Annotated in this window: 20 protein-coding genes; 11 read left to right on the forward strand and 9 right to left on the reverse strand. The window is 70.9% G+C overall.

The features are described 5' to 3' along the window. Positions 1-365 (reverse strand): acetyl-coenzyme A synthetase N-terminal domain-containing protein (locus tag BLS56_RS27095; protein WP_324187542.1); only part of this gene is annotated, 365 nt, incomplete at its 3' end. A gap of 270 nt (positions 366-635) precedes the next feature. Here BLS56_RS27095 and BLS56_RS31005 point away from each other — a divergent pair. Beyond that, positions 636-1,352, forward strand: coding sequence for a hypothetical protein (locus BLS56_RS31005; protein WP_139191022.1), 717 nt, complete (start codon positions 636-638; stop codon positions 1,350-1,352). Positions 1,353-1,563: 211 nt separating this feature from the next. Continuing rightward, on the forward strand, positions 1,564-2,955 hold the full coding sequence (locus BLS56_RS27105) for a GGDEF domain-containing protein (protein WP_091456548.1): 1,392 nt from the start codon (positions 1,564-1,566) through the stop codon (positions 2,953-2,955). Here the strand turns inward: BLS56_RS27105 and BLS56_RS27110 are convergent. Then, positions 2,952-3,533 carry a GNAT family N-acetyltransferase gene (locus tag BLS56_RS27110; RefSeq protein WP_175483071.1) on the reverse strand — a complete coding sequence of 194 codons (582 nt, stop codon included), beginning with the start codon at positions 3,531-3,533 and terminating at the stop codon, positions 2,952-2,954. The two genes, BLS56_RS27105 and BLS56_RS27110, sit on opposite strands and share 4 nt — an antisense overlap. 92 nt (positions 3,534-3,625) lie before the next feature. Between BLS56_RS27110 and BLS56_RS27115 the strand changes: the two genes are divergently transcribed. After that, positions 3,626-4,360: a Fic family protein gene (locus tag BLS56_RS27115; protein ID WP_091456554.1), complete on the forward strand. Its 735-nt coding sequence runs from the start codon at positions 3,626-3,628 to the stop codon at positions 4,358-4,360. Positions 4,361-4,380: 20 nt separating this feature from the next. On the opposite strand, the gene murQ is transcribed toward BLS56_RS27115, so the two are convergent. From murQ to BLS56_RS27145, 6 genes are all read right to left on the reverse strand, one after another. Continuing rightward, a complete protein-coding gene (murQ, locus tag BLS56_RS27120; RefSeq protein WP_091456557.1) occupies positions 4,381-5,307 on the reverse strand; it encodes an N-acetylmuramic acid 6-phosphate etherase in 927 nt (308 codons plus the stop codon). A 43-nt stretch (positions 5,308-5,350) separates the two neighbouring features. Continuing rightward, positions 5,351-6,268: a MurR/RpiR family transcriptional regulator gene (locus BLS56_RS27125; RefSeq protein ID WP_091456560.1), complete on the reverse strand. Its 918-nt coding sequence runs from the start codon at positions 6,266-6,268 to the stop codon at positions 5,351-5,353. A 167-nt stretch (positions 6,269-6,435) separates the two neighbouring features. Next, on the reverse strand, positions 6,436-8,181 hold the full coding sequence (locus BLS56_RS27130) for a serine hydrolase (RefSeq protein ID WP_091456564.1): 1,746 nt from the start codon (positions 8,179-8,181) through the stop codon (positions 6,436-6,438). A 10-nt stretch (positions 8,182-8,191) separates the two neighbouring features. After that, the gene (locus tag BLS56_RS27135; RefSeq protein ID WP_091456567.1) at positions 8,192-9,454 is read right to left on the reverse strand and encodes an exo-beta-N-acetylmuramidase NamZ family protein; all 1,263 of its coding nucleotides are present in this window, start codon (positions 9,452-9,454) and stop codon (positions 8,192-8,194) included. A 4-nt stretch (positions 9,455-9,458) separates the two neighbouring features. After that, positions 9,459-11,159, reverse strand: coding sequence for a glycoside hydrolase family 3 protein (locus BLS56_RS27140; protein ID WP_091456742.1), 1,701 nt, complete (start codon positions 11,157-11,159; stop codon positions 9,459-9,461). Between the two features lie 715 nt (positions 11,160-11,874). After that, positions 11,875-12,702, reverse strand: a complete 828-nt coding sequence (locus BLS56_RS27145) for an HAD-IB family hydrolase (protein WP_091456570.1) — start codon at positions 12,700-12,702, stop codon at positions 11,875-11,877. A 422-nt stretch (positions 12,703-13,124) separates the two neighbouring features. Between BLS56_RS27145 and ssd the strand changes: the two genes are divergently transcribed. The 8 genes from ssd to BLS56_RS27185 all read left to right on the forward strand — a co-directional run bounded on the left by ssd (position 13,125) and on the right by BLS56_RS27185 (position 20,425). Next, entirely contained in the window at positions 13,125-15,056 is a 1,932-nt protein-coding gene (gene ssd, locus BLS56_RS27150) for a septum site-determining protein Ssd (protein ID WP_091456571.1), read from the forward strand. Between the two features lie 287 nt (positions 15,057-15,343). After that, on the forward strand, positions 15,344-16,504 hold the full coding sequence (locus tag BLS56_RS27155; RefSeq protein WP_091456574.1) for a TadA family conjugal transfer-associated ATPase: 1,161 nt from the start codon (positions 15,344-15,346) through the stop codon (positions 16,502-16,504). Positions 16,505-16,643: 139 nt separating this feature from the next. Then, entirely contained in the window at positions 16,644-17,444 is an 801-nt protein-coding gene (locus tag BLS56_RS27160; protein ID WP_091456577.1) for a type II secretion system F family protein, read from the forward strand. A gap of 295 nt (positions 17,445-17,739) precedes the next feature. Next, entirely contained in the window at positions 17,740-18,450 is a 711-nt protein-coding gene (locus tag BLS56_RS27165; RefSeq protein WP_228771979.1) for a type II secretion system F family protein, read from the forward strand. A 28-nt stretch (positions 18,451-18,478) separates the two neighbouring features. Then, on the forward strand, positions 18,479-18,664 hold the full coding sequence (locus BLS56_RS27170; RefSeq protein ID WP_091456580.1) for a DUF4244 domain-containing protein: 186 nt from the start codon (positions 18,479-18,481) through the stop codon (positions 18,662-18,664). Beyond that, positions 18,664-19,011 (forward strand): TadE family type IV pilus minor pilin, encoded by a 348-nt coding sequence (locus tag BLS56_RS27175; RefSeq protein ID WP_091456582.1) that lies wholly within the window; start codon positions 18,664-18,666, stop codon positions 19,009-19,011. Before BLS56_RS27170 ends, BLS56_RS27175 begins: the two co-directional genes overlap by 1 nt. 119 nt (positions 19,012-19,130) lie before the next feature. Beyond that, positions 19,131-19,475 (forward strand): Rv3654c family TadE-like protein, encoded by a 345-nt coding sequence (locus tag BLS56_RS27180; RefSeq protein ID WP_228771980.1) that lies wholly within the window; start codon positions 19,131-19,133, stop codon positions 19,473-19,475. A gap of 320 nt (positions 19,476-19,795) precedes the next feature. Further along, positions 19,796-20,425: a bifunctional DNA primase/polymerase gene (locus BLS56_RS27185; protein WP_091456586.1), complete on the forward strand. Its 630-nt coding sequence runs from the start codon at positions 19,796-19,798 to the stop codon at positions 20,423-20,425. An 860-nt stretch (positions 20,426-21,285) separates the two neighbouring features. Here the strand turns inward: BLS56_RS27185 and BLS56_RS27190 are convergent. Then, positions 21,286-23,631, reverse strand: a complete 2,346-nt coding sequence (locus tag BLS56_RS27190; protein WP_091456588.1) for a DEAD/DEAH box helicase — start codon at positions 23,629-23,631, stop codon at positions 21,286-21,288. Between the last annotated feature and the right edge of the window lie 262 nt (positions 23,632-23,893).

Consider the following 23,893-nt stretch of genomic DNA (forward strand, 5'->3'; position numbering starts at 1 on the left):
CGGTGCAGGTCGGCGTAGGTGATGGTGCGGGTGTCGCCGGGCTCGCCGACCCAGTGGATCGCGACCCGATCCCCCAACCCCGCTTGCACGTGGCGGTCGACGCAGTTGTAGGCCACGTTCAACCGGCCCCCCACAAACCACTTCGCGAACGGGGGGTTGTCCCAGTCCAGCACCCGCTCCCACCGCTGCGCCCACACCAACCGCTCCGCCTGGGCGGCCCAGAAACCCTCCCGATCCGCCTCCGCCTCCGCGTACGCCGCACCGGTCACATTCGCCCCCGCCACGAACCCCTCCGACGGCGCGAACACCCTGTGCTCCGTCGACAAGTTGTCCAGCGTCGGATTCTGACCGGACTGCTCGGTCATGGACGTGACCTCCTCGGTGCGTGTGCGGCTGCGGTGTCGTGCGCGGCTGTGTGTATCGCCAGAGCAATCTAGTGCGAACAGCGTGTGTTCGACAGACCGCCCACCCCTTGGTTCAGACCAATGCGGATCGCCGTGAGATTCGCCCGATCGGGGGGCATCTGCTCCGTTCGGCTGTCCTCCACTCAATCGCCGGAAAGTAGCCTGACAGAGACGTACCGTGGTCGATGGTGGATCCAGCTCGGAGCAGCCGACGCTAGTGGGGGATTGACGATGGGTGGTGCAGATCAGGATTCACCGCTGTCCGGCTCCGCGCTCAGCACCATTGAGGCGTCGGTCACGTCGGTCGGTCTTCGTGTCTCGGCTCTGGTTGGTAAGAGCGCGACGACAGCGCTAATCGCGCACGCATTCCTATCGAACACTGACCGGACGCTCGGTTACCCGGCCCGGCGGCGATTTACCCGGTCGCGGGTAGTCGGCAGGCAGGCCGGTGTGGCGGGCGCCGTCGCCACGATGGGGCTCCTCGGCGCCCGCCGAACTGGTCCGCCAGCACTGGCCATGACCCCGGGGGCTGTGTTGCGATTCGACATGTGCACCCGTACGGCGGCAAAAGTTGCCTCGAACGCGGCGGTCGGACTACTCCATCCGGACCGTCAGTTGCCTACGGTTGCCACATCGTCACTGCTCGTTATGGCGGCGGTCGGGCTCGCGTCGTCGCTGGAGCACCGGCCCGGCGCGTCGGTTCTGCTTGCCGCCCGCACGCTCGGCGTCGTTGCCGGGGCGCGTGTCGTCCGCCGGGTGCGTGGGTCCCGGCCCGCGCTCATCCCGTTCTCGACTGGTTCGAGCGAAATGATCTTCATCGGCCCGGTCGTCGATTTCACTTCGCTGACCGTCGCGCGGGAAGGCGTGCTCGGGACCATAGGCTGCGTGGTAGCAGGCTTCGTCTGGCATCAGGGGAGGTCGGCGGTCCCGAAGGAGGCGGTGGCATGACTGAAGATCAGTACTCGCGGTTGCGCATCGCGGCTTCCTCCTCGGGAGTGCGGATTGCTGAAAAATCAACGACCGGCGCGTGTGCCCCGGCCATTCGGCTCAGTACTCGCGGTTCCGCACGGGGTTACCTCTCTCTCGGGTCCGGGGGGATCGGACTCGGCCACGGTTACCTGGAACGTATTCAGTTTCCCCTTTGTCGTGAAGGGGGACAATGCCCAGTCTGACAAGCCCCCGACACGCCCGCCTCGCGGGCGTGTCCCTCGGCGAACGGCTGCGGTCGCTCGACCTGTTCATGCACACCACCCGCGCGGGCATCCTGTGGATCCTCGCCAGCGAGATCGCGATCTTCGTCTGGGCCTGTGCCGGAGTCCTGGGCGGCGGATTTCCCGACGCGTTGTCGCTTCGGCTGTTCGCATTGCTGACCGGCTTCGCGATCTTGCATATGGAGGCCACCCGGCCCGCGGAAGAACGCCGCCGCGCCGCTCACTTGGCGGGCGAGCATATCGACCACACCGGAGTGTGGACGTGCGCGGGCGCGTTCGTGCTTCCGGTGCCACTGGTGGTCGCACTGGTGTTGATCATCCGATTGCGCCGCTATTTCATCGCGCGTAAGCCTCCTGGCCGCTATTTGTTCACGACGTTCGCTATTACGTCCTCCGCGCTCGCCGCGCAGGCGCTGGCCACCGCGACCCCGGTGCACGACTGGATTCGCGGCGAGCCGATCGCCGCGGACCAGGTGCTCGGCGCGGCCCTGGCCGTCGGCGGCGCGTTCGCGGCGTACTACGCGGCGCAGACGATCGTCATCGGTGTGGCGCGCGGCCTGCGCGGCGACTGGTCCTGGGTGTCGATCCTGGGCAACCGCAAGGAGAACGTCGACCTCGCCATCACCCTGTGCCTCGGACTCATCGCGGCGTGGGGCGCGGGCGTCGCCTACGGGCTGCTGCTTGCCGCGCTGTCGGTAGTCGTCGTCGGCTACACCCGGCACACCCAGCGCATCGAGCAGTTGGAACAGGAACGCGACCGGTTGGAAGTCGACGCGCTGCACGACCCGCTGACCGGGCTGGCCAACCAGCGCGCGTTCAACCCGGCCGCGACGCTCGCCCTGGTCGCCGACCAGGCGCGGCGGCGGCCGACGGCGGTGATGATGTTCGATTTGGACCGGTTCAAACAGGTCAACTCCCGCCTCGGCCACCTGGGCGCGAACGAGGTTCTCAAAGCACTCGCGGGTGTCTTGCGCTCCTGTGTCCGGCGCGACGACCTGGTGTGCCGGTGGGGAGGTGAGGAGTTCTCGGTGCTGCTGCCCAGCACCACCCGCGCCGACGCGTGGACCATCGCCGAGCGCATCCGCGTCGCCGTCGAGTCGATGACCGTCGAGCTGACCAAGGCGGCGGGTGGCCGCACCGAACTCGCGGGCGACTTCACCATCTCCGGCGGCATCGCGCTGTCCCCCGAGCACGGCACCGACCTGGCGACCCTGCAAGAGCACGCTGATCAGGCGCTGGCGCAAGCCAAGGACGGCGGCCGCAACCAGGTCAGGCTCACTCCGCCCGCGGCGGTTCCCGGGGTCCGGGCCGTGCGGGAGCGGACGTACGACTCGAGTTAGGCGTGCAGTTTCAAGAGGAGGCGGTCGCGCACGGCAGGCCACTCCGGCGCGATTACCGAGTAGCAGACAGTGTCGCGAAGAGTCCCGTCCGGACGGATTCGGTGCGCGCGGAGCACGCCTTCTTGCCGCGCGCCAAGGCGTTCGATCGCCCGGCGAGACCGCTCGTTGCGGACATCGGTGTGCCACCCGACCCGCAGCGCGCCGAACTCGTCGAACGCGCGCGACATGAGCAGCAGCTTCGACTCCGTGTTGAGCGCCGTCCGCTGCCACCGGGCGCCGATCCACGTGTGTCCGATCCAGACAGCGCGGTGGCGTTGGTCCACTTCGTAGTAAGAGGTGGTTCCCGCGATCTCACCGTTCGCGTCGAACTGGACGAACGGGAACCGCACGGGGTCGGCGATCGCGTCGGCCACCTGGGCTCGCATGTCGCCGAGGGCGCGCGGCCTGCCCGCGCTGAGCCACGTCCAGACGTCCGGGTCCTTGCCCGCTTCGTACAGTCCGGCCACGTGTGCCTCGGTCAGCGGCTCCAGCCGGACGAACCGGCCTGCCATCGTTCCCAGCGGCTTCCACTCGCTCACCCGTCCGACGGTAAACCGAAAGTGGCCTTGCGTTGAGGTCCACTACTGAGCAGTTCAAGAAGGCCACTTCGCCGGCGGGTACTGTCCGCGAGGTGACCGATCCGCTGGCCCCGCTGCTCGACCTCCCCGGCGTCGGCGACGCCGTGGCCACTGCCCGGGACTCGGTGGCCGAGGTCCACCGGCACCCCACCAACCGGCGAGGCTGGCCTGCCACCTCCGCGGAGGCCTCGGTCCGCGCCGCCCGCGCCTCCGCCGTCCTCGACGGCGGCGACCCGGAGATCCCCGAGGTCGGCGAGGTCTCCGACCCGGTCCTGGCAGGCGCGCTGCGCGTCGCGGAAGCCCTCGGCCCGCTGCTCCCGACCTGGGAGCGCGCGCCCATGCAGGCCCTGGCCAAGCTGCACGTCCTGGCCGCGGCGGACCTGACCGACGAGGATTCCCTGGGCAGGCCCCGCATGGGAGTGGACGTCACCAGCAGGCTCGACCTGCTCGCGAGCCTGGTCGCGGGCGGCACCAAGGCGCCCGGCCCGGTGATCGCCGCTGTCGTCCACGGCGAACTGCTCGCGCTGGCTCCCTTCGGCGCCGCGGACGGTGTCGTTGCCCGCGCGGCGGCCCGGCTCACCCTGATCGGCACCGGCCTCGACCCCAAGGGCCTCGCGGTCCCCGAGGTCTCCTTCATGCGCCGCCAGGACCAGTACCGCACCGCGGCCGCTGCCTTCGCCTCCGGTGACCGGGACGGCGTCACGGCGTGGATCATCTTCTGCTGCGAGGCCATCGAGGCGGGCGCTCGGGAAGCCACCAGCATCGCCGACGCCGCCACCGCCTCTTAGGGCAAGACCCCGCTAAGAGTTCAGACGGCGTGCATGTTGAGCAGTCCGAGCGCGCGCCGCACGTGCCCGCTGGTCTCGGCGAGCGCCTTCGCCGCGGCCCGGGCGTCCACCCCGGCCAGCAGGTGCACCATGGCCACCTTGAGGTCGCCGTGCGCGTCCATCAGCGCCGTCGCGCACTCCTGGTGCCCCAGGCCGGTCGCCTCACGCAGGATGCGCAGGCTGCGGCCGCGAAGCTTCGCGTTGGTCGCGCGCATGCTGACCATCAGGTTCGAGTACGTGCGGCCCATCTTGACCATCACGGCTGTCGAGAACGCGGTAAGCACGATCTTCTGGGCCGTGCCCGCCTTCATCCGCGTCGATCCGGAGATCACCTCCGGGCCGGTGTCCAGCGCGATGAGCAGGTCCACCCCGGGCGCGCGCGCCGCGTCGGGGTTGTTCGACACGAGCGCGGTGGTCGCGCCGAGGTCGTGCGCCGCGGCCAGCGCCCCCAGGACGTACGGGGTGCGGCCAGAGGCGGTCAGGCCGAGCACGAAGTCCCCGGACCGGGCGTCACGGGTCAGTTCGGCCGCGCCCGCCAGCCGGTCGTCCTCCGCGCCCTCGGCCGCGTTGCGCAGCGCGGCCGCGCCGCCCGCGTGGTGCACGAGGAACCAGTCGTCGGGCACGTTGTAGGTCGGGGACAGCTCGGCGGCGTCCAAGGTGGCGAGCCTGCCGGAGGTGCCCGCGCCGACGTAGTGCACGCGGTGGCCGGTCCGCAGTGCCTCGGTCGCCACGTCCACGGCCCGGCTGAGCTGCGGCAGCACGGCGGCCACCGCGCCGGGGACCAACTGGTCCTCGGTGTTGATCATGCGCAGGATGTCCAGCGTCGACATCCGGTCGATTTCCGTGGTGCGCGGATTCCGCCCTTCGGTGGGGGAGTCCACGTGTGCTGACTGTTGTGGCACGGTCATCCGATGTTCCCCTCCCTGGAGTGGCGGAACCGCGCACCCCTGGTCACTTCCCGGTCTCCCGAGGCTTGCGCCTGCCGTCGTGCCTGGTCTCCAGCCGGTGCGGGCCGACCGCGTCGCGGGTGGAGTCCAGCGCCCGGATCGACTGGTCGAGGTGCTGCTGCGCGACGCCGATGAACAGGCAGTCGACCACCGTGAGCTGCGCGATCCGGCTCGCCGTCGCGCCGGAGCGGAACGTGGTCTCCCTGGCCGCGGTGGTGAGCACGTGGTCGGCCACCTCCGCGATCGGCGAGGTCGGGTAGTTCGTCAGCGCCACCGTGGTTGCGCCGTGCTCGCGGGCGACACGCAGGGCCTCGACGGTGTCCGCCGTGGCGCCGGTGTGCGAGATGCCGACCGCGACGTCGCCGGGGCTGAGCACCGCAGCCGAGGTCAGCATGATGTGCGTGTCGTTCCACGCGAAGCTCACCCGGCCGATGCGGTGCAGCTTCTGCTGCAGGTCGGCGGCCACGAACGCGCTGGCGCCCACCCCGTAGACGTCGACCCTGCCCGCGGTGGCCACCGCCTCGACGACCTTGCCGAGCACGTCGATGTCGACCTGCTCCGCGGTCTCCTCGACGGCGCGGGCGTCGGCGAAGGTGACCTTGCCGACCACGGTCTTGAGGTCGTCCTCCGGGGCGATCTCGCCGCCGAGGTCCCGGTCGGCCCTGGCTTCTGAGCGCGCGGTGTCCGCGGCAAGCGCGATGCGCAACTCGGGGTAGCCCCCGACGCCGATCGCCTTGCAGAACCTGGTCACCGTCGTCTCGCTGGTGCCAGCGGCCTCGGCCACCTCGGTGATGCTGCGCCGGGCGACGGTATGCGGGCTGTCCAGGACGACCTTGGCGACCCGCTGCTCCGCGCGGGCCAGGCCCGGCAGGAGCGAGCGAATGCGGACCAAGGGGCTTGACTCGCTGTGTTCTGCTGTCATTTGACTCGCACTCACGTGGGAAACTTACTAACAGTTAAGGGGTAATACAAGGTGACGCATCACATCCGGCAGCAACGCTACCCAAATGTGTCCGCAACCGCCGTCGCCCCTGGTGGGGGCTTGCTCACCGAATCGTCGCCCGAGCGCACATTGTTAGCGTCTGATCGTCAACGAGTTCTGACTTCCCACCCTTGTGGTCGCAGCAAGTGGGGTTCTTTCTCACCACTGAGCAACAAATGGCTACTGTCTGTCACGGTTATTCCGTCGAGGTAGACCCCTCTTCCGGCGTAGCGACTATCGGTAGTTGATCTCCAGCGCAACGTGATTCGTCCGCTTGCCGGTACCCAAGCGTTGATCTTCCACCAACTACGGTGACCGAAACCCGACAAAAGCGGCTGTTCGCCCACTGGTGCGCCCGGGCCGTGCGCCCGAACGGGCACACTTCGCCACGTCGTGCCGTCATCGCTCGCCTCCAGGACGAGTGGATCGGCCGCCTCGGTGTCGACGAAGGCGTCGAAGGCGACCCGCAGCGTGCCCGAGCCCGCCAGCGGGGGCGTGCTCAGCGTCGCCGTCGCCCCGTTGCCGAACCCGGCGTGCCAGGCGTCCCCGCCGTGCCGCGGCCGGACGGCCAGGGACCGCGCCAACCCGGTCGCCAGCGTCTCGCGCGCCACGTTGACCGAACCCCAGGACCGCGAGGGGTGGACCCTGTTGGTCAACAGGATCGCGATAGACCGTGACGCCGGGTCGAGCACAAGAGAGGTGCCGGTAAACCCCGTGTGCCCCGCTGTCCGCGGGCCGGTTAGACCGCCCATGTACCAGCGTTGGGACAACTCGAACCCGAGACCGTGGTCGCTGCCCGGGAACTCCGTGTTGTAGTTCGTCAGCATCTCGCGCACGGTGTCCGGCCGCAGGATGCGCGCCCCCGCGTAACCGCCGCCGTTGAGGATCGCCTGTCCCAGCACCGACAGGTCCGCCGCGGTGGAGAAGACCCCCGCGTGCCCGGCGACGCCGCCGAGCGACCAGGCGTTCTCGTCGTGCGCCTGCCCGCGCACCATGCCGCGCGCGGGCACCGCCTGGTACTCCGTGGCCGCGATCCGGTCGAGCTTGCTCGCGGGCGGGTTGTAGCCGGTGTCGTGGAGGCCCAGCGGCGTGGTTATGCGGTCGGCGGTAAACGCGTCTAACGGCTGACCGCTTAGCCGCTCCACCAGCACTCCGAGAGTGATCAGGTTGAGATCGGAGTAGACGTACTTCGTCCCCGGCGGACTCGTCGGCGCCCGGTCCATGACCGCCTTGATCCGCGCGGGCCGGTCCGGCCAGTCCCGCCACAGCGGGATGAACGGCTCCAAACCCGAGGTGTGGGTCAGCAGCTGCTCGACGGTGATGGCCGCTTTGCCGTTCACCCCGAACTCCGGCAGGTAGGCGGCCACCCGCTCATCGACCCGGACCAGCCCGTCCTCGACCAGGCACATCACCGCCAGCGAGGTGAACAGCTTGCTGACCGAGGCCAAGTCGAAGATCGTGTCCGCCCGCATCGGCGTCTGCTGGTCCGCGGGCAGCTCGGTCCCCGCCGCGTCCGCGTAGCGCACGGCCTGGCCCGCGACGCCCCGGTGGACCACCACGCCATCGTGCGCGAGCAGGCTGACCGCGCCCGCGAACAACGGCCTGCCCGTGGCCGGATCTGGCCGCGTCCACCGCGCGATGGCCTCGTCGGCCGCCCGGATCGGCGCGGCGTCCAGTCCCACGGACTCCGGTGAGCCCGGACGCAGCACTGTAGTCGGCGGGGCGAACCCGGCCCTCGGTCTGTCGAACCGACCCGAGGCGTGCCCGTCTACCTGGGCCACGGCTACCGCGCTTCCCGCGACCGACACCGCGACGGCCAAGAGCGCGGCGGACAGTCGGACTCTCCTGGCCATCGTCCCCACCTCACCGGTACAGCAGGTACGGCTGCCGCTGCCTGCGGAAGTCGCCCAGCTCCGCGTCCCACGCCCCGACCACCTCAGCCACCCCGGCGCCCGCGTCCACCATGCGGCGCAGCCGGTCGGAGCCGGAGAGCTTGTCGATGAACAGGTCCGGCCGCCAGCCGAACACCGCCGGATGCACCCGCCGGACCGAGACGATCATCGCCACGGCCGCGCGGATCGCCTCGAACCGGCGCTCGTCGGTGATGTGCGCCTGGACCCCGCCGCAGGCGACGCCCGCGAACTTGCCGAACGTCGGCACGACGTAATGCTCCCGGAACCGCACGCCCGGCAGGCCGAGCCCGTTCAGCTCATCGGCCCAGCGCCAGTCGACGCCGGGAGCGGCGATGATCTCGAACGGTCGCGTCGTGCCGCGTCCCTCCGAGAGGACCGTTCCCTCGAAGAGGCACGTGCCGGGATAAGCGAGCGCGGTCTGCGCTGTCGGCATGTTCGGGCTCGGCAGCACCCAGTGCAGACCGGTCTCGCTGAACAGCGTGTCGCGCCGCCAGTCGCGGACCTGGACCACCTCCAGGCTCGGCAAGCGCTTGCCCCCGGTGTCGGCGGGCAGGAACTCGGCGTCGAACAGCCCGGCCAGCTCGCCGACGGTCATGCCGTGCTGCTGCGCTATCGCCTTCCGCCCGACACCCGACGCGTAGGCCGGGTCCAGTGCGGGGCCGAACGCCGCACCGCCGACCGGGTTGGGCCGATCCAGCACGACGAACGCGGCGCCGGTCAGGACGGCCGCGTGCATGGCCGTGTACATGGTCCAGATATAGGTGTAGAACCGCGCGCCGACGTCGGCGATGTCGAACACGACGGTGTCCACGCCAGCCTTGGCCAGTTGCCCGGCCAGCTTCTCCGCGGTCGCGCCGTAGGTGTCGTAGACCGGGAGCCGGGTGCGCGGGTCGAGGTAGTCGCCCTCGGAGCCGCCTGCCTGGGCCGTGCCCCGGAAACCGTGCTCGGGCCCGAACACCGCCACCGGCGGGACCCCGGCCGCCACCATCGAGTCCACGATGTGCGTGCCGTCGCGCAGCACGCCGGTCGGGTTGGACACGACGCCCACCTCGCGGCCCGTCAGGGCCTGCCAGCCCTGGGCCGCGAGCACGTCCGCCCCCGGCGTCACCGGGCTCCGCTGTGCTTCCGGCTGGGCGACCACGGGCACCGCCGCCGCGGCGGTCACCAGTGGGGCGGCGAGCGCCGACGCGGTGAGGAACCGTCTCCTGTCCATCGCTCTACCAGGTCAAGCCGTGGTCGAACGGGTACTGGATGGTGCTCGGGTCACTGCCCAGCGGCACGTCGACCGGCAGTTTGCCCTGGGGCGCGATCTCGCCGAAGAGGACCTTGGTGAGCGATTCCAGCGAGACCGCCCGCCAGGAGTACGTGGCCACCCAGGTCGGCGCGTCCACGAATCCCGCGTCGTAGGGCACTTGGGCGGCCACCGCGACTACCGGCTTGCCGGTCTCCAGCAACCTGGTCAGCAAGGTCCGTTGGGCGGTGTTCGTGGAGAGGTTGTTGGTAAGCAGCACGACAAGATCCGTGTCCTGGGCCGCCGTCACAGCCTGCGCGATAGTCGCCTCGGTCGGCTTCAGACCGGTTGGTAGCGCTGTCGCGGTCGACCCGCGGGCCCTGATGCTTGCCGCGAGCGCGTTAGGCGAGTTGGCCGGAGTGACCGTGTCGCCGACCCCCGCGACCAGCACCTTCCCGGGCGCGGACGCCAACGGCAGCGTGTTCGCGTCGTTGCGCAGGACGGTGACCGTGTGGTCGGTGAGGTTCTGGATCGCCTCTTTGTGCGCGGGCGTGCCGACGCGCGCGGGCACCGCTCGCTCATCGACGTACGGCCGGGTGAGGATGCCGCGCTTCCACTTCAACGTCAGGATTCGCCGGACGCTCTCGTCTATCCGCTGCTCGGTAAGCCTGCCGCTGCGCACGGCCGCGAGGACCGACTCCTTCGCCAGGTTCAGGTCGGGCGGCATCAGCAACTGGTCGACGCCCGCCTCCAGCGCCAGCACCGGGATCTCGGCGTCGCCGAACATCTCCCGCACGCCCTGCATACCCAGCGAGTCGGTCACGATCACGCCCTGGTAGCCCAGCTCTTCGCGCAGCAGCCCGGTCATGATCGGCTTGGACACAGTGGCCGGGACGCCGGTCGGGTCGAGGCTGGGGAACTGGATGTGCGCGGTCATGATCGAGTCGATGCCGGCCTCGATCGCCGCGGCGAACGGCGGCAGGTCTATCGCTCGCCACTGCTCGGCGGTGCGTGTGATCACGGGCAGGCCGGTGTGGCTGTCGGTAGCCGCGTCACCATGGCCGGGAAAGTGCTTCGCCGACGACGAGACAGTCTCGGAAGACCTACCGCCCGCCTGGTAACCGCGTACCTCGGCGGCGACCAAGGCGCTGACCAGGTCGGGCCGCGCGGAGAACGAGCGGGCGGCGATCACCGGGTTCAGCGGGTTGGAGTTCACGTCGGCGACCGGCGCGAAGTTCTGGTTGACGCCCATCGCGCGCAACTCGCGGCCGCTGACCGCGGCCAGCGTGCGCGCGTCGGCCGCGCTGCGGCTCGCGCCGACAGCCATGCTGCTCGGGTACTCCGTGGCGGGCGCCTCCACCCGGGTGACGTTGCCGCCCTCCTGGTCGATCGAGATCACCAGCGGCAGGTGCGGCGCCACGCCCTTCGCCGCGCGTTGCAGCCCGTTGGAGAACGCGGCGAGCTGCGCGGGGCTGTCGACGTTGTCGGTGCCGCTGTTGTTGAAATAGATCGCGCCGCCGACCTGGTAGCGCTGGATCACCTGCGCCGGGGTGTCGACGCCGTAGCGGAGGCGGTTGGTCGGGTGGGCCTCGTCCGCGGACTTGCCCCAGACGGTGGCGACGAGCAGCTGGCCGACCTTCTGCTCCAAGGGCATCCCGTGCAGGACGCTCTCGGTCCAGGCCCGCATCGCGGCGTCGGCGCTGGGCGGCGCCGATGCCGGAGCCGGGGCTTCTGGCCGGGCGAGGGCCAGCACGGCGATCGCCACGGTGGCGATGGTAGCCACCGCGACGGGCAACGTCCGGTGGATGGAGCGGAGAGCGGGCACCGCGGCCTCCCTCGTCGGCCAGGTGGGTTCTTCACCAGAAATCGGTGTCACTGGGGAAGTTACCCACGTCACTATCCGAGGTCAACGCGGCCGGTCGGGGCTGTGGACAACCGCTGTGGACAAGTTTGTGGACAAGTTCCGGACATGGATTGGGCGGTTCCGCTCCGTAGAGCTGAACCGCCCAAACCGTCGGCGCGAATCACTCGGGTTACCAAGCGTGCAACTTCAGTCGTACCTACCTGGCCTCGGCGTCCGGCGTCCCGGTACGCAGTCCCTTGACGACAAGCCTCCCGCGGCGCGCTGCGCGTGGGTGCCCGGTGCTTCGCGCACGGAGTTCGGTTGGGGTGGACTGGAGCTTCCCTTCGCTCCGTCCCTGGCCGACTCGAAGTCCGCACTTCCTTTCTACTCAGTGATGAAGGTCACTTCAAGGGCACGTTCGGGTGCACCGGTCAAGTCCACGGACGGGGGCCGTCGCGACGAGTAGTGAGCGTTCACCGCATCCGGTTACGCGAACTGGCCTGGTCCCGGTACCGCCCGTCGGTCTACGCGCTCTCCCTTGCGGGGTAACGAGTCCCGCTCACTTGCGGCGCTTGCGGTGCAGCCCGTACCAGGCGGCGCCCGCGGTGGCCACCGCGCCCAGCCCGATGGCGGTGACCGCGACGGTGGTCCCCGACGGCGCGTTGAACCGCGACCGCAGTGAGACTGGCTTGGAGAAGGTCAGCACCGGCCAGTCCCGCTCCGCCGCGAGCTTGCGCAGGCTCTTGTCCGGGTTCACCACCGACGGCCTGCCCACCGCCTCCAGCATCGGCAGATCGGTGCTCGAGTCCGAGTACGCGTGACTCACGGTGAGGTCGTAGCCGTGCTTTTCGGCCAGTTCGCGGATCGCGGCCGCCTTGTTCACCCCATAGCAGTAAAAGTCGATCTCACCCGTGTAGCGGCCCTGGACGGACACCATCCGGGTGCCGACGCTGCGCGTGGCGCCGATCATCTCCGCGATCGGGGCCACGATCTCCTCGCCGGAGGCGGAGATGACCACCACGTCGTGCCCGTCGGCCTTGTGCTCGGCCACGAGCTCGGCGGCCTCGGCGTAGACCAGCGGGTCGACGATGTCGTGCAGGGTCTCGTCGACGATCGAGCGAACCTGCCCGACGTCCCAGCCCGCGCAGAGCGAGGTCAGGTGCGCGCGCATCCGCTCTACCTGGTCGGCGTCAGCGCCGGAGGAGGCGAAGACGAACTGCGCGTAGGCGCTCTTGAGCACGCCACGCCGGTTGATCAGCCCACTCTGGAAGAACGGCCTGCTGAACGCCAGCGTGCTGGACTTGGCGATGACCGTCTTGTCCAAGTCGAAGAAGGCCGCGACCCGACCGGGAGCGGCCGGGTCGATAGGTCTGCCGGAGTCGGTCACCCGGCCAGCATAGGAGCGTCGAGTGGACCGTATGGCGCAGGGCGGGGGCGAACGTACGGAGCACGGTAGAACTCGGCAGGGGTGTCTTCAGCTGTATGTAGCCAAGTAACCGCTCCGAGGGGATACAGTATCCATACCCGGCCTCGCGCCGGGACGGTTCAGTCCGACCCCCCGGGACTGAACCTTTGACGACCCCCGCCCCTCCCCCCTGGCGGGGGTCGTCCCTTTTCCGGGAAAACGCAGCCCCCTCCAGCTTGCACCAGGGCACCGACAATCTCCGCGCCCCAGCCGCGATCTGTCGCCAAGTTGTCCACAATCACCGGATTCATCCACAGTCTGACCAGCGCTCTTTCGGCGGCCCGCCCACCGGCCGATCCTGATCACAGCACCACTCGCTGCGATCCGAAGGAGCCCGCCCCGCCATGCCCCGCCCACTGATCTGCGTCCACGACGACGCCCTGCTCGACGACGTGCTGCGCCTCGCGGCGGCCGCGGGAGCCGAGATCCACCGCGCCGCCGACGTGACCGAAATCCGCGCCCACTGGCACGACGCCCCCTTGATCCTGCTCGACGCCCAAGCCGCCGCGGCCTGCCAGGCCGCGGCCCTGCCCCGGCGCGACTCGGTCGTCCTGGCCACCGCGGGCCCACCCCCGCCCACCATGTGGGAGCGCGCCGTCGCCCTCGGCGCGGAACACGTCGTCGCCCTGCCCGACGCCGAAACCTGGTTGGTCGGCGCCTTGGCCGACGCCACCGAGGCCCCCGCCAGCACGACCGGCAAAGTCCTCGCCGTCATCGGCGGCCGCGGCGGCGCGGGAGCGTCGGTCTTCGCCGCGGCCGTGGCGCTGACCGCCCTCGACTTGGGCCACAACGCCCTCCTGGTCGACTGCGACCCCCTCAGCGGCGGCCTGGACCTCGTCCTCGGCGCCGAGGATCACCCCGGCCTCCGCTGGCCGGACCTGCGCCTCAAGGCGGGCCGCGTCCCCATCTCCAGCCTCCACGCGTCCCTCCCGGGCCGCACCAAGGCCAGCACCCGTCTGACCCTGCTCTCCACCTCCCGCGACGGCGAAGGCCCCACCCCCGAGGCCGTCGCCGCGATCCTCGACGCGGGCAAACGCGCGGGCGAAACCGTCGTCTGCGATCTCCCCCGCACCCCCGACCCAGCCGCCAGAGCCGCCCTGGACCGCGCCGACCTCACGGTCATCATCGTCCCCGCCGAACTCCGGGCCACCGCCGCCACGAAACGCGTCGCCACCCACCTCACCACCCGAGGCATCCGCGCCGCCCTCGTGGTGCGCGGCCCTTCCCCAGCCCGCCTCCGCCCCCAGGACATCGCCACCGCCGTGGGCCTCCCCCTCCTGGCCACCCTCCGCTCCGACCCGTCCCTGGTCCAGGCCCTCGACCACGGCACCTTCCACCTCCGCCCCCGCAGCCCCCTGTCCCGCGCCGCCCGCACGGTCCTCCGCGCCCTAGCCCACCCCACCCACCCCGACCCCCCACCCGCTTCCCCGCTCTCGCCGCTCGCTTCCCCGCTCTCGCCGCCTGGTGCATCGTCCGCCCTTCCGCCTGCCCGGCTCGCACCTCCGCCTGCGCCGCCCGCTCCTGTGGCAACCCAGTTGGCACCCGAGCCTGCGCAGCCTGCTCTTCCCCCGGCCGAGCTGCCCCCTTCGCCCGCGCCACCCGCTTCCGCGCCCGCGCATTCCGCTTCTCCGCCCGCCCAGTTGGCTTCTTGGCCTGTGCGGCCCGCTTTTCTCCGGGCCGAGTTGGTCCCTTCGCCCGCGCGACTCGCTTCCCTACCTTCGCGGTCCGTTTCTCCGCGTGCCCGGCGGGCATCTGGGGCTGTGTCGCTCGTTTCCGCGCTTGCGCGGGCCGGGTTGCCGGTTGCGTGGCTTGCTTTCCCGCCTGCGTCGCCCGCCCTTCCGCTCACCCAGTTGGCCTCTCGGTCCGCGCGGCCTGCTCTCGCCCGTGCCCAGCCGGTGCCTCCGCCCGCGCGGCTTCCTTCCCCGCCCGTGCAGTTCATTTCCCCAGCTGCGCAGTCCGGGGTTTCGTGCGCCGAGCAGGCATCTGGGCTTGTGCTGCTCGCTGTCCCACCCGCGCGACTCGCTTTCCTACCTTCGCAGTCCGGTTTTCCGCGTGCCCAGCTCGCCTCTCTCCTGCGCTGCCCACCCCCGCGCCCGCGCGGCCCGCTACTCCGCTCGCGCGTACCTCACTCCCCAACGCATTCCGTATGGACCGCGCGTGCGCCCATCCCCTTGCCAAACCGCAGCCGTGCCGCTCACACCCACCGCCACCCGCAACCGCTGTCCTGCCAACGCGACTTCCCCGCGCCGACCCCTAGTGACCACTTCCACCGATGACAGAACCTCGATAACCGACCCCGCCCGACATCAACCGCCCACACCGCTGTTACCGAAACCAGTCGTTCTCCGAGCCCGTCACCAGCCGTACAAGCCCACCCGACAGCCATCTCACCCGCCCCAGCAACCACGTTGCCCGTTCCGCAACTCCTGTCGATTCCGGAGCCACTCATGCCATCGCAACGCCGACCTGCCTCGTCCCAACGCGACAACGCGCCTCACCACCGTCCCTGAATCGTCATGTCGAACAACCATCCCAAGAGGACCCGAATCCAAAGGAGCGCCCAATGACAGCCGACTTGGTCGAGCGCGTCCGCAAACGCCTGGCCGGAGGTGACGGTGAGATCACCGCCGCCCTCGTCGCCAATGCTGTTCGGGAAGAGGCCGGTGGCGTTGTCGGCCATGCTGACGTCCTCTCCGCGCTTACGCTGCTGCGTCAGGAGTTCGTCGGCGCGGGCCCGCTCGATCCGTTGCTTCGCGATCCGGAGACGACCGACATCCTGGTGACGGCCCCAGACCAGGTTTGGGTCGACGGTGAGCACGGACTCCGCCGCACCGGCATCCGCTTCCCCGACGAGGACGCGGTGCGCCGTCTAGCCCAGCGTCTGGCGATGTCCGGTGGGCGACGGCTCGACGACGCCCAGCCCTATGTGGACGGTTGGCTCCCCGGCACATCACCCGGGCGCGTCCGCGTGCACGCCGTCTTGCCGCCGATAGTGGAGAGCACGTGCCTGTCCCTGCGGGTGCTGCGCCCGGCCGCCCACGGCCTGGACGAACTCCGCGCGCTGGACACCTTTGACGATCCTGTCCACAAGCTGTTATCCGCGATCGTCAACGCCCGCTTGGCTTTCCTCGTCTCGGGAGGAACGGGGTCAGGCAAGACAACGCTCTTGGCCGCGCTGCTTGGCCAGGTCCCGCCCACCGAGCGGATCGTCTGCGTCGAGGACGCGGGCGAGCTGCAACCCGATCACCCGCAGTTCGTGCGCCTGGTGGCCCGGCCACCCAACATCGAGGGCGCGGGCGAGGTGACCCTGCGCGACCTGGTTCGCCAGGGGCTGCGGATGCGCCCTGACCGCATCGTCGTGGGCGAGGTCCGCGGCGCGGAGGTGTGCGAGCTGTTGTCGTCCCTCAACACCGGGCACGACGGTGGCGCGGGCACGGTCCACGCCAATTCGCCAGCCGAGGTCCCGGCTCGTCTGGAGGCGCTGGCGGCCCTGGGCGGACTGGGGCGGGAAGCGCTGCGGAGCCAGCTCGCCGCCGCCGTCCACATTGTCCTGCACATGCGGCGCACGCCTGCGGGTTCCCGCCGCCTTCACCAGGTAGCCGTGCTGACCGGCACGTCCAAGACCCTGGCGATAACCCCCGCCTGGATCGACGGCGAGTGGACCCCTGCCCGAACGGCCCTGTCCGAACTCATCCGAAGCCGAGGTGTCGAACCCCCATGCTGATCCCCTTCCTGCTCGCCGTCGCGGCGATCGCTCTTGTCCACAAGTCGACCCGCAGCGGTCAGGCACGACATCGGGCGAGCCCAGGCAGACACCGGCGGACGGACCGCGCCTGCGCCACCGGAAAGCGAGGCGCCCAGCCATGGTGACGCTGCTCGTTCTCGCCGCCGCACTCGCGGCCTGGCCGCGGGGAACCGCCGCCCGGCGGCTGCGTCTGCTGGGAAACGGCGGGCGACCCCGCGCCTGGCCGCGCCCGCGGCCGCACACGGTGCTGGTGATCGTGGCCGCCGCGGTGCCGGGCTGGCTCGCGCTCGGAACCGGGGGCGCTCTCGCCGCCGCGCTGGTGGCCGCCACCGCGTGGCGCCGCAGGCGATCCAGGCGGGAGCTACGGGACACCTTCACCGCCGTCGACGGACTTGTCGAGGCACTGCGGTCCCTGGTCGCCGAACTGGCCGCGGGCGCCCACCCCGCCGACGCCGCCGAGCGCGCGGCGGCCGACGCCGACCCGGCGGCGGCCCGCGTCCTGCGTGGCGCTGCGGGCGCCGTCCGGTTGGGCGGTGACGTCGGGGCCGCGCTCAGCCGCGGCGGGCTCGCCCCGGCGCTGGCCGACGCCGCGCACCAACTGGGCCGGGCCTGGCAACTGGCCGCGCGACACGGCCTTCCGCTGGCCGACGTCCTCGACGCCGTCGCCCGTGATCTCGACCAGCGCTCCCGCTTCAGCCGCCGGGTCCTCGCCCGCATGGCCGGACCGCGCGCCAGCGCCACGGTCCTGGCCGGTCTGCCGGTGCTCGGAATCCTGCTCGGTGAAGCCATGGGCGCGCACCCGCTGGCAGTGCTGTCCGACGGCATGGCAGGCCAGGTCCTGCTGGTTCTCGGCGTCGCCCTCGTCTGCGCTGGCCTGGCCTGGGCCGCCCGCCTGACCGGACAAGCGGTGCTGCGATGACACTCCGCCGAATCGAATCCCCGCCCGGCCGCGGTGGCGCCTGGTCGGCTCTGCCGCCCGGTCACCCTGCGGCGCGCAGAAGCCCAAGGGAGAGCCAACCCGGCGCTGCCCGCGGCCTCGCTCGTGCCGCAAGCTCGGTCCGGCCTTCGGCCGGCGCCAGTCGCTCGGCTAGCCAGGCGGGCGGACAGTGTTGCCGCAGGCAGTCGGCTCTCCGTCAACCGCTTGGGCCCTCAAGGACGTCGGTAAACGGCCCTGAAAGCCCAGACAACCAATGTTCTGCGGTCACGCTCACTCGGTGGGCAGCGCCGTGCTGACGATTCCCCTGCTCCTGACCGCACTGGCGCTGGTGATCGGATTCCCGCACCCTCGCGGACCGACCCGCCTGGCCAACATGGCCGACGTCGTGCCCGTCAGACGACGTCGGGTCAGTCGCGCGCCCGTGCTGATCGCGTTGGCCGTCGCGGCGCTGGCCGGAATCCTCGCCGGTGTCGTGGCCGGAGTGATCGCCGGTGGCGGCGCCTGGTGGGCGGCCGCGAAAGGGCTGCGGCCTCGGCGGCCCGCGCTCGACCACCTCGGGCTCGCCGCGACCTGGGACCTGCTCGCCGCCTGCCTGCAGTCCGGGATGCCGGTTCCGGACGCGATTCGGGCGGTGGCAGGCGACCTGCCCGACCGGGCAGGCGCGGCTCTGCGCGACACGGCTGACCTGCTGGCTCTTGGCAGCGATCCGGTGCAGGCGTGGAGTGCCGCGTTGGAGTGTCCCGAGACGGCTGGTCTCGCGCGCGGCGCCCGGCGGACCGCGCGGTCCGGGGCCGCGTTAGCCGGGGTGGCCAGGTCCCTGGCGGCAGGCGTGCGCGAGCGCGCGGAGGACGCCGCCGAGGTCAGGGCTCAGCGGGCCGCGGTGGTGATCGCCGGGCCGCTGGGGCTCTGTTTCCTGCCCGCCTTCCTCTGCTTGGGCGTCTTGCCGGTGGTCATCGGCATGGCGGCCCGGATGTCCACCCAGTTTTGATCAAAGACCACGAAATCCGGAGGCTCTGATGTTCATCCGCTCCAAGATCCACGACTTGGTCGACCGCGACGACGGTATGAGCACCGTCGAATACGCCCTCTGCACGATCGCGGCAGCGGCCTTTGCCGCGCTTCTGTTCGCCATCGTGAGCAGTCCGGCTGTATTCAACGGGCTTACGGCTCTTATTGAGCGCGCGCTCACCGCGGACTGGTGATGCGGCCGCCACGTGATCGCGGAGCCGTCACCGTCGAGGCCGCCATCGCGGTCGGCGTGCTCGTCCTGGTGATCGCGATGGGAATCGCGGGCGTGGGGGCCGTGGCCGACCAGATCCGGTGTGTCGACGCGGCGCGGGAAGCCGCCCGGCTCGCGGCACGCGGCGAGCCGGAGCGCGGGCGCGCCGCCGCGGTGGCGATCGCGCCGCGCGGTGCGGCAGTCGACATCCAGGTGGCGGGAGACACGGTGTCGGTCGCGGTGCGCGCCGAGCCGGTCGGCGGGCTCTTACCCGGTATCGAGGTAAGCGCGGACGCCTACGCGGTGGCCGAACCCGGGGTCGCGCCGTGACCAGGACGACCAGCTCCACGTCAATTACGACTTCAATTACGACGACCGGCAGGACGACCGGCAGGACGGCTAGGACGACCGGGACGGCCGGGACCACCGGCGATGGCGGGTTCGCCACGGTGTGGGCCGCGGTCGCGATCTCCGCGCTGGTGGTCGTCGCGGGCCTGGTGATGGCGCTGGGTTCGGCCGTGGTCGCCAGGCACCGGGCGGAGAGCGCCGCCGACCTGGCGGCGCTCTCCGCCGCCGCGCACGCGTTGGCGGGCGAGGCGCACGCCTGCGGCCGGGCGCGGTGGGTGGCGGAGCGGATGCGGGTCGACCTCGCGGCGTGCGCCCTGGCCGGATGGGAGGTCACCGTCGCGGTCACCGGTCGTCCGCTGGTGACGGTGGCCGGTCTCGGTGTCGCACGGGCGACGGCACGTGCTGGGCCGGTCGTGGACGGTCCAGCGGTCGGCGTCGCACGGTGAACGGCATCACGCCTACCGATCATCGCGACAGGGGGAATCAGTGGTCACGCTCTGTGGAACTGACCGTTTCCGCAGGTAGTCGCCCGTGATCGGGTTCCGGAAATGAGGTTTTGCGGCCGGTCGGAGTTACCTTGGCGGGTGCGGTGGTAGCCGGCGGTGACCGGTTCGTGTGGATTCGCCCCGCCGTCCAGTAGACCCGTCACTTGTCTCGCGGAATCGACCAGTTGTCGACAGCAAGTTACGGAGGACGGGTGTCATGCCGTTAAGTCTGTTGTAGGCCGCCGAACCCGGCGCCGCTCAGCGAGGAGGCATTACCCGAGATGTTGGAAACCGAAAGGTCGGATAGCTGGCGACGAGCGTTCCGCGTCGAGCTTCGGGCCGAGGCGATCGGCCTCGCGTACCGCGGTTGGCCGGTTCTGCCTGGCACCTATCCGGCGGGCGCCCAGTGGGCAGGCCGCGACGGCATCGAGGACACCGGACCGGTTCCCGTGCACCAGGATTGGCGGGAACGCGTCGGCACCAAGGCCGAGCAGGTCGCCACGTGGTGGACCGGTCGCCCCTACAGCCTGCTCCTCGCGACGGGCGCCGGGTACGACGCGATCGAGGTCGACGACGACCTCGGCCGCCGCACCGCCCGGGTGCTGCGCTCGGTCGGCATCCCGGTGCCGATCATCGCGACCCCGAACAGCCGGTGGCTTTTCCTTGTCCACTCGGGAACCCCGCTCGCCGCGGACCTCGCGGGCAACGCGGACGTCACGCTGCACGGCGAAGGCGGCTGGATCGTCCTGCCGCCCAGCCCGTTCGGACACGGCGTCGTGCACTGGCGGGTCAAGCCCGAGGCGTGCGGCTGGCACATTCCGCACTCCCACACGGTGCAGGACGCGCTCCTCGACGCGGTGGAAGCGCCCGCGACCGACGGGCTGGTCAGCCAGCTGGTCGCCGCCGACTAACTGAAAATCCACTGTGGACGGCCGAGTCCGACGGGCCCGGCCACCACACAACCCGCCCGTCCCCGCTGCGCGGACACCAATCTCCCGCCCGAGAGGTGTCGCCCGCGAGGACAGGCAGCCAGCCGAGCATCGCTGGAGGCGTCGGTCTCCCGCAACCGCTCACGGACAGGGACAGCGGCCCGGCCGCAGTCGACGATTCCCGCCCCGGGATGACCACCCTGCCGACATCGGCCGCCTCCCCGGTGTCGACCAGCAGGTCGAGGTACTCCCCGTCGACTGGTCCCGGCAAGTCTCCGTGACGGCACAGCGGTAGCAGACCACGCCGCGAAAGCTCGGCGGCGAGCAGCGCGCCGGGACGCGCGCCGGCACTCCACCGGCGCCCCCGGCGCGCTGCCACATACGCACCCTTGCCAGCGCGGCTCGGACGATTTAGAGCACCGACACCGCGAGGCCTGGACGAGTGAGGCACTGACACCGGGCGGCCGGGTGAGTGGGCACCGGCGTGGTGGGGCTTGAGCGAGTGAGGCACCGACATCGCGCGGCCGGACGCGTGAGCACCGAGCACCGACATGGTGCGGTTGGACAAGTAAGGCGCGGATATCGCGCGGCGTCGACTCGACCACATTCCGCACCCGGCCCACTCGACGAAGCAGCCCCGGCGGAAACCTGGCCTGCTCAATCAACGGCTCAACCACCCCGCTCAGCCAACCCGCTGAACCGGCTGGCTGTAGCCGGATTGCTAGGGCAGGCAAGGGAAAGTGCCGGGCGGGAACCGCTGCCGCGAGCCGGGAGCGGATGCCGAGCAGCGGCTGAGCCATCGCGATGGGCGGCTCGGCGTCGGCTAGCTCGGGTGTTCGATGTCAGGTTCGCAGGGTGTTCAGGACCGTGGTCAGGACCGCCACAGCGCCCGCCTTGTCCAGTGGGTCGTTTCCGTTGCCGCACTTGGGGGACTGCACGCACGAGGGGCAGCCTGCCGGGCATTCGCAGGCGGCGATCGCGCGGCGGGTGGCGCGCAGCCAGGGGATCAGGGCGGCGTGGCCGCGGTCGGCGAAGCCCGCGCCGCCGGGGTGGCCGTCGTGGACGAAGACGGTGGGGTGGCCGGTGTCGGGGTGGTTCGCGGTGGAGACGCCGCCGATGTCCCAGCGGTCGCAGGTGGCGAACAGCGGCAGCAAGCCGATCGCGGCGTGTTCGGCGGCGTGCAGGGCGCCGGGGATGACGGCGGGGTCCAGGCCCGCGCGGTCGATGCCGCGGCCGGTCAGCAGGCTCTCGCTGACGGTGTACCAGACCGCGCGGGTGCGCAGCGTCTGCTCGGGGAGGTCCAACGGGATCTGGTCCAGCACCTCGCCGGACGGCAGGCGGCGCAGGTAGCCGACGACCTGGGACGTCACCGCCACCTCGCCGAGGCAAACCGTCACCTCGCCGCCTCCGCGCGCCGGGTAGGTCTTGGCGGAAACCGTGTCCAGGATGGCGATGTCCACGACTTCGCGTGGTGTGGTCGTCCAGTCCGGGGTTTCGGCGTGCACCAAGGCCAGCCCGGAGTCCAGGTCCAACTCATCCACCACATAGGACTGTCCCTGGTGCAGGTACAGCGCGCCCTGGTGCACGGTCGCGCACGCGCTGCCCGGATTCACCGTGCCGAGCATCCGCCCGGAGTCGGCCTCGACCACCGCGATCTGGTCGCCGCCCGAGCCGCGGATGTCGACGGCGCTGTGCGGGCGGTCGCGGGAGGTCCAGTACCAACCGGTGGGGCGTTTGCGCAGAACGCCTTCCGCCACCAAGTCCGCTATGACAGCGGGGGCCGTCTCACCGAAAGCCGGTAGGCAGTCCGGGGTCAACGGCAGTTCGGCGGCGGCGCAGGCCAGTTGCGGCGCCAGGACGTACGGGTTGCCGGGGTCGGTGACCGTGGCCTCGATCGGTTTGTCCAGCACCGCTGACGGGTTGTGCACCAGGTAGGTGTCCAGCGGGTCGTCGCGGGCGACGAAGACCACCAGCGAGCCGTCGCCCGCCCGGCCCGCGCGGCCCGCCTGCTGCCAGAACGACGCCAGCGTTCCCGGGTACCCGGCGACGACCACCGCGTCCAGGCCCGCGATGTCCACACCCAACTCCAGCGCGTTGGTGCTGGCCACACCCAGCAGGTCGCCGGAGGCCAGCGCGTTCTCCAGCGCCCGCCGCTCTTCGGGCAGGAAGCCCGCCCGGTACGCGGCGACCCGGTCGACCAGGTCGCCGTCGACCTCGGCCAGGATGCGCTTCGCGCCCATCGCGGTCAGCTCCGCGCCGCGGCGGGAGCGGACGAAGGCCAGTGTCCGCGCGCCCTCGATCACCAGGTCGGCCAGGATGCGGGCCGTTTCCGCGCCCGCCGAGCGGCGGACCGGCGCGCCGTTCTCGCCCGCGAGGTCGGCCAGCAGCGGCGGCTCCCACAGGGCGACCGTGCGCGCGCCGCGCGGGGAGGTGTCCTCGGTGACCGCCACGCAGTCCACTCCGGACAGTCGGGACGCGGACACGGCCGGGTCGGACACCGTGGCCGAGGCCAGCACGAACACCGGGTCGGACCCGTATCGCCGGGCGATGCGCCGGAGCCTGCGCAGCAGCAACGCGACGTGCGAGCCGAACACGCCGCGGTACGAGTGGCACTCGTCGACCACGACATACCGCAGTTTGCGGAAGAAGGTGGTCCACCGCTCGTGGGCGGGCAGCACACCGCGGTGAAGCATGTCCGGGTTGGTGAACACCCAGCGGGCGTGCGCGCGCACCCAGTCGCGCTCGGCGAGCGGTGTGTCGCCGTCGAAGCTCGCGGCGCGCAGGTCAGGCAGGTCCAGCGCGCGCACGGCGCGCAGTTGGTCGGCGCCGAGGGCTTTGGTGGGGGACAGGTAAAGCGCGGTAGCGCGGGTGTCCTCTGTCAACGCGGTGATTACCGGAAGCTGGTAGGCCAGCGACTTTCCGGACGCGGTGCCGGTCGCGATCACCACGCTGCGGCCCGCGGCCGCGTGCTCCGCGGCCTCGATCTGGTGCGCCCAGGGCTCGGGGACGCCGCATCGGGTGAACGCCGCGCGGACCGGAGGCGGTGTCCAAGCGGGCCACGGCACGACTGTCGCCGCTCGCTCGGGCAGTTCGGCGACGTGCGTCAGCGGGTTCTCACCGGATGGCACACCGGCCAGCACCCGCCCGAGCAGCAGGCCGCCGCGCTCGGTCGCCGCCTCCACACTCACCTGTCGAGCTTCGCACACCCCACCGACCTTCTTGCCGGGTCCGCGGCCACACCGGTGATGATCATGAGATGTTAGTCACAGTCCGCCCGCTCTGTGTCACGTACCGTGCACGGTAAGGGACAGCTCGCGTATGTGATCCGCCTTACCAATAGACTCCGCCGACATCCCACCGATTGTGGTGGCGGACACGTGAAAACGGGGTCGGTGGACGTCGTGTGGTACTGGCGGATGTCGGCGCTGTAACAGGCAGATCATCAGGAGG

Origin of the sequence: Actinokineospora iranica, from assembly GCF_900101685.1 — a bacterium.
GTDB lineage: Bacteria > Actinomycetota > Actinomycetes > Mycobacteriales > Pseudonocardiaceae > Actinokineospora > Actinokineospora iranica.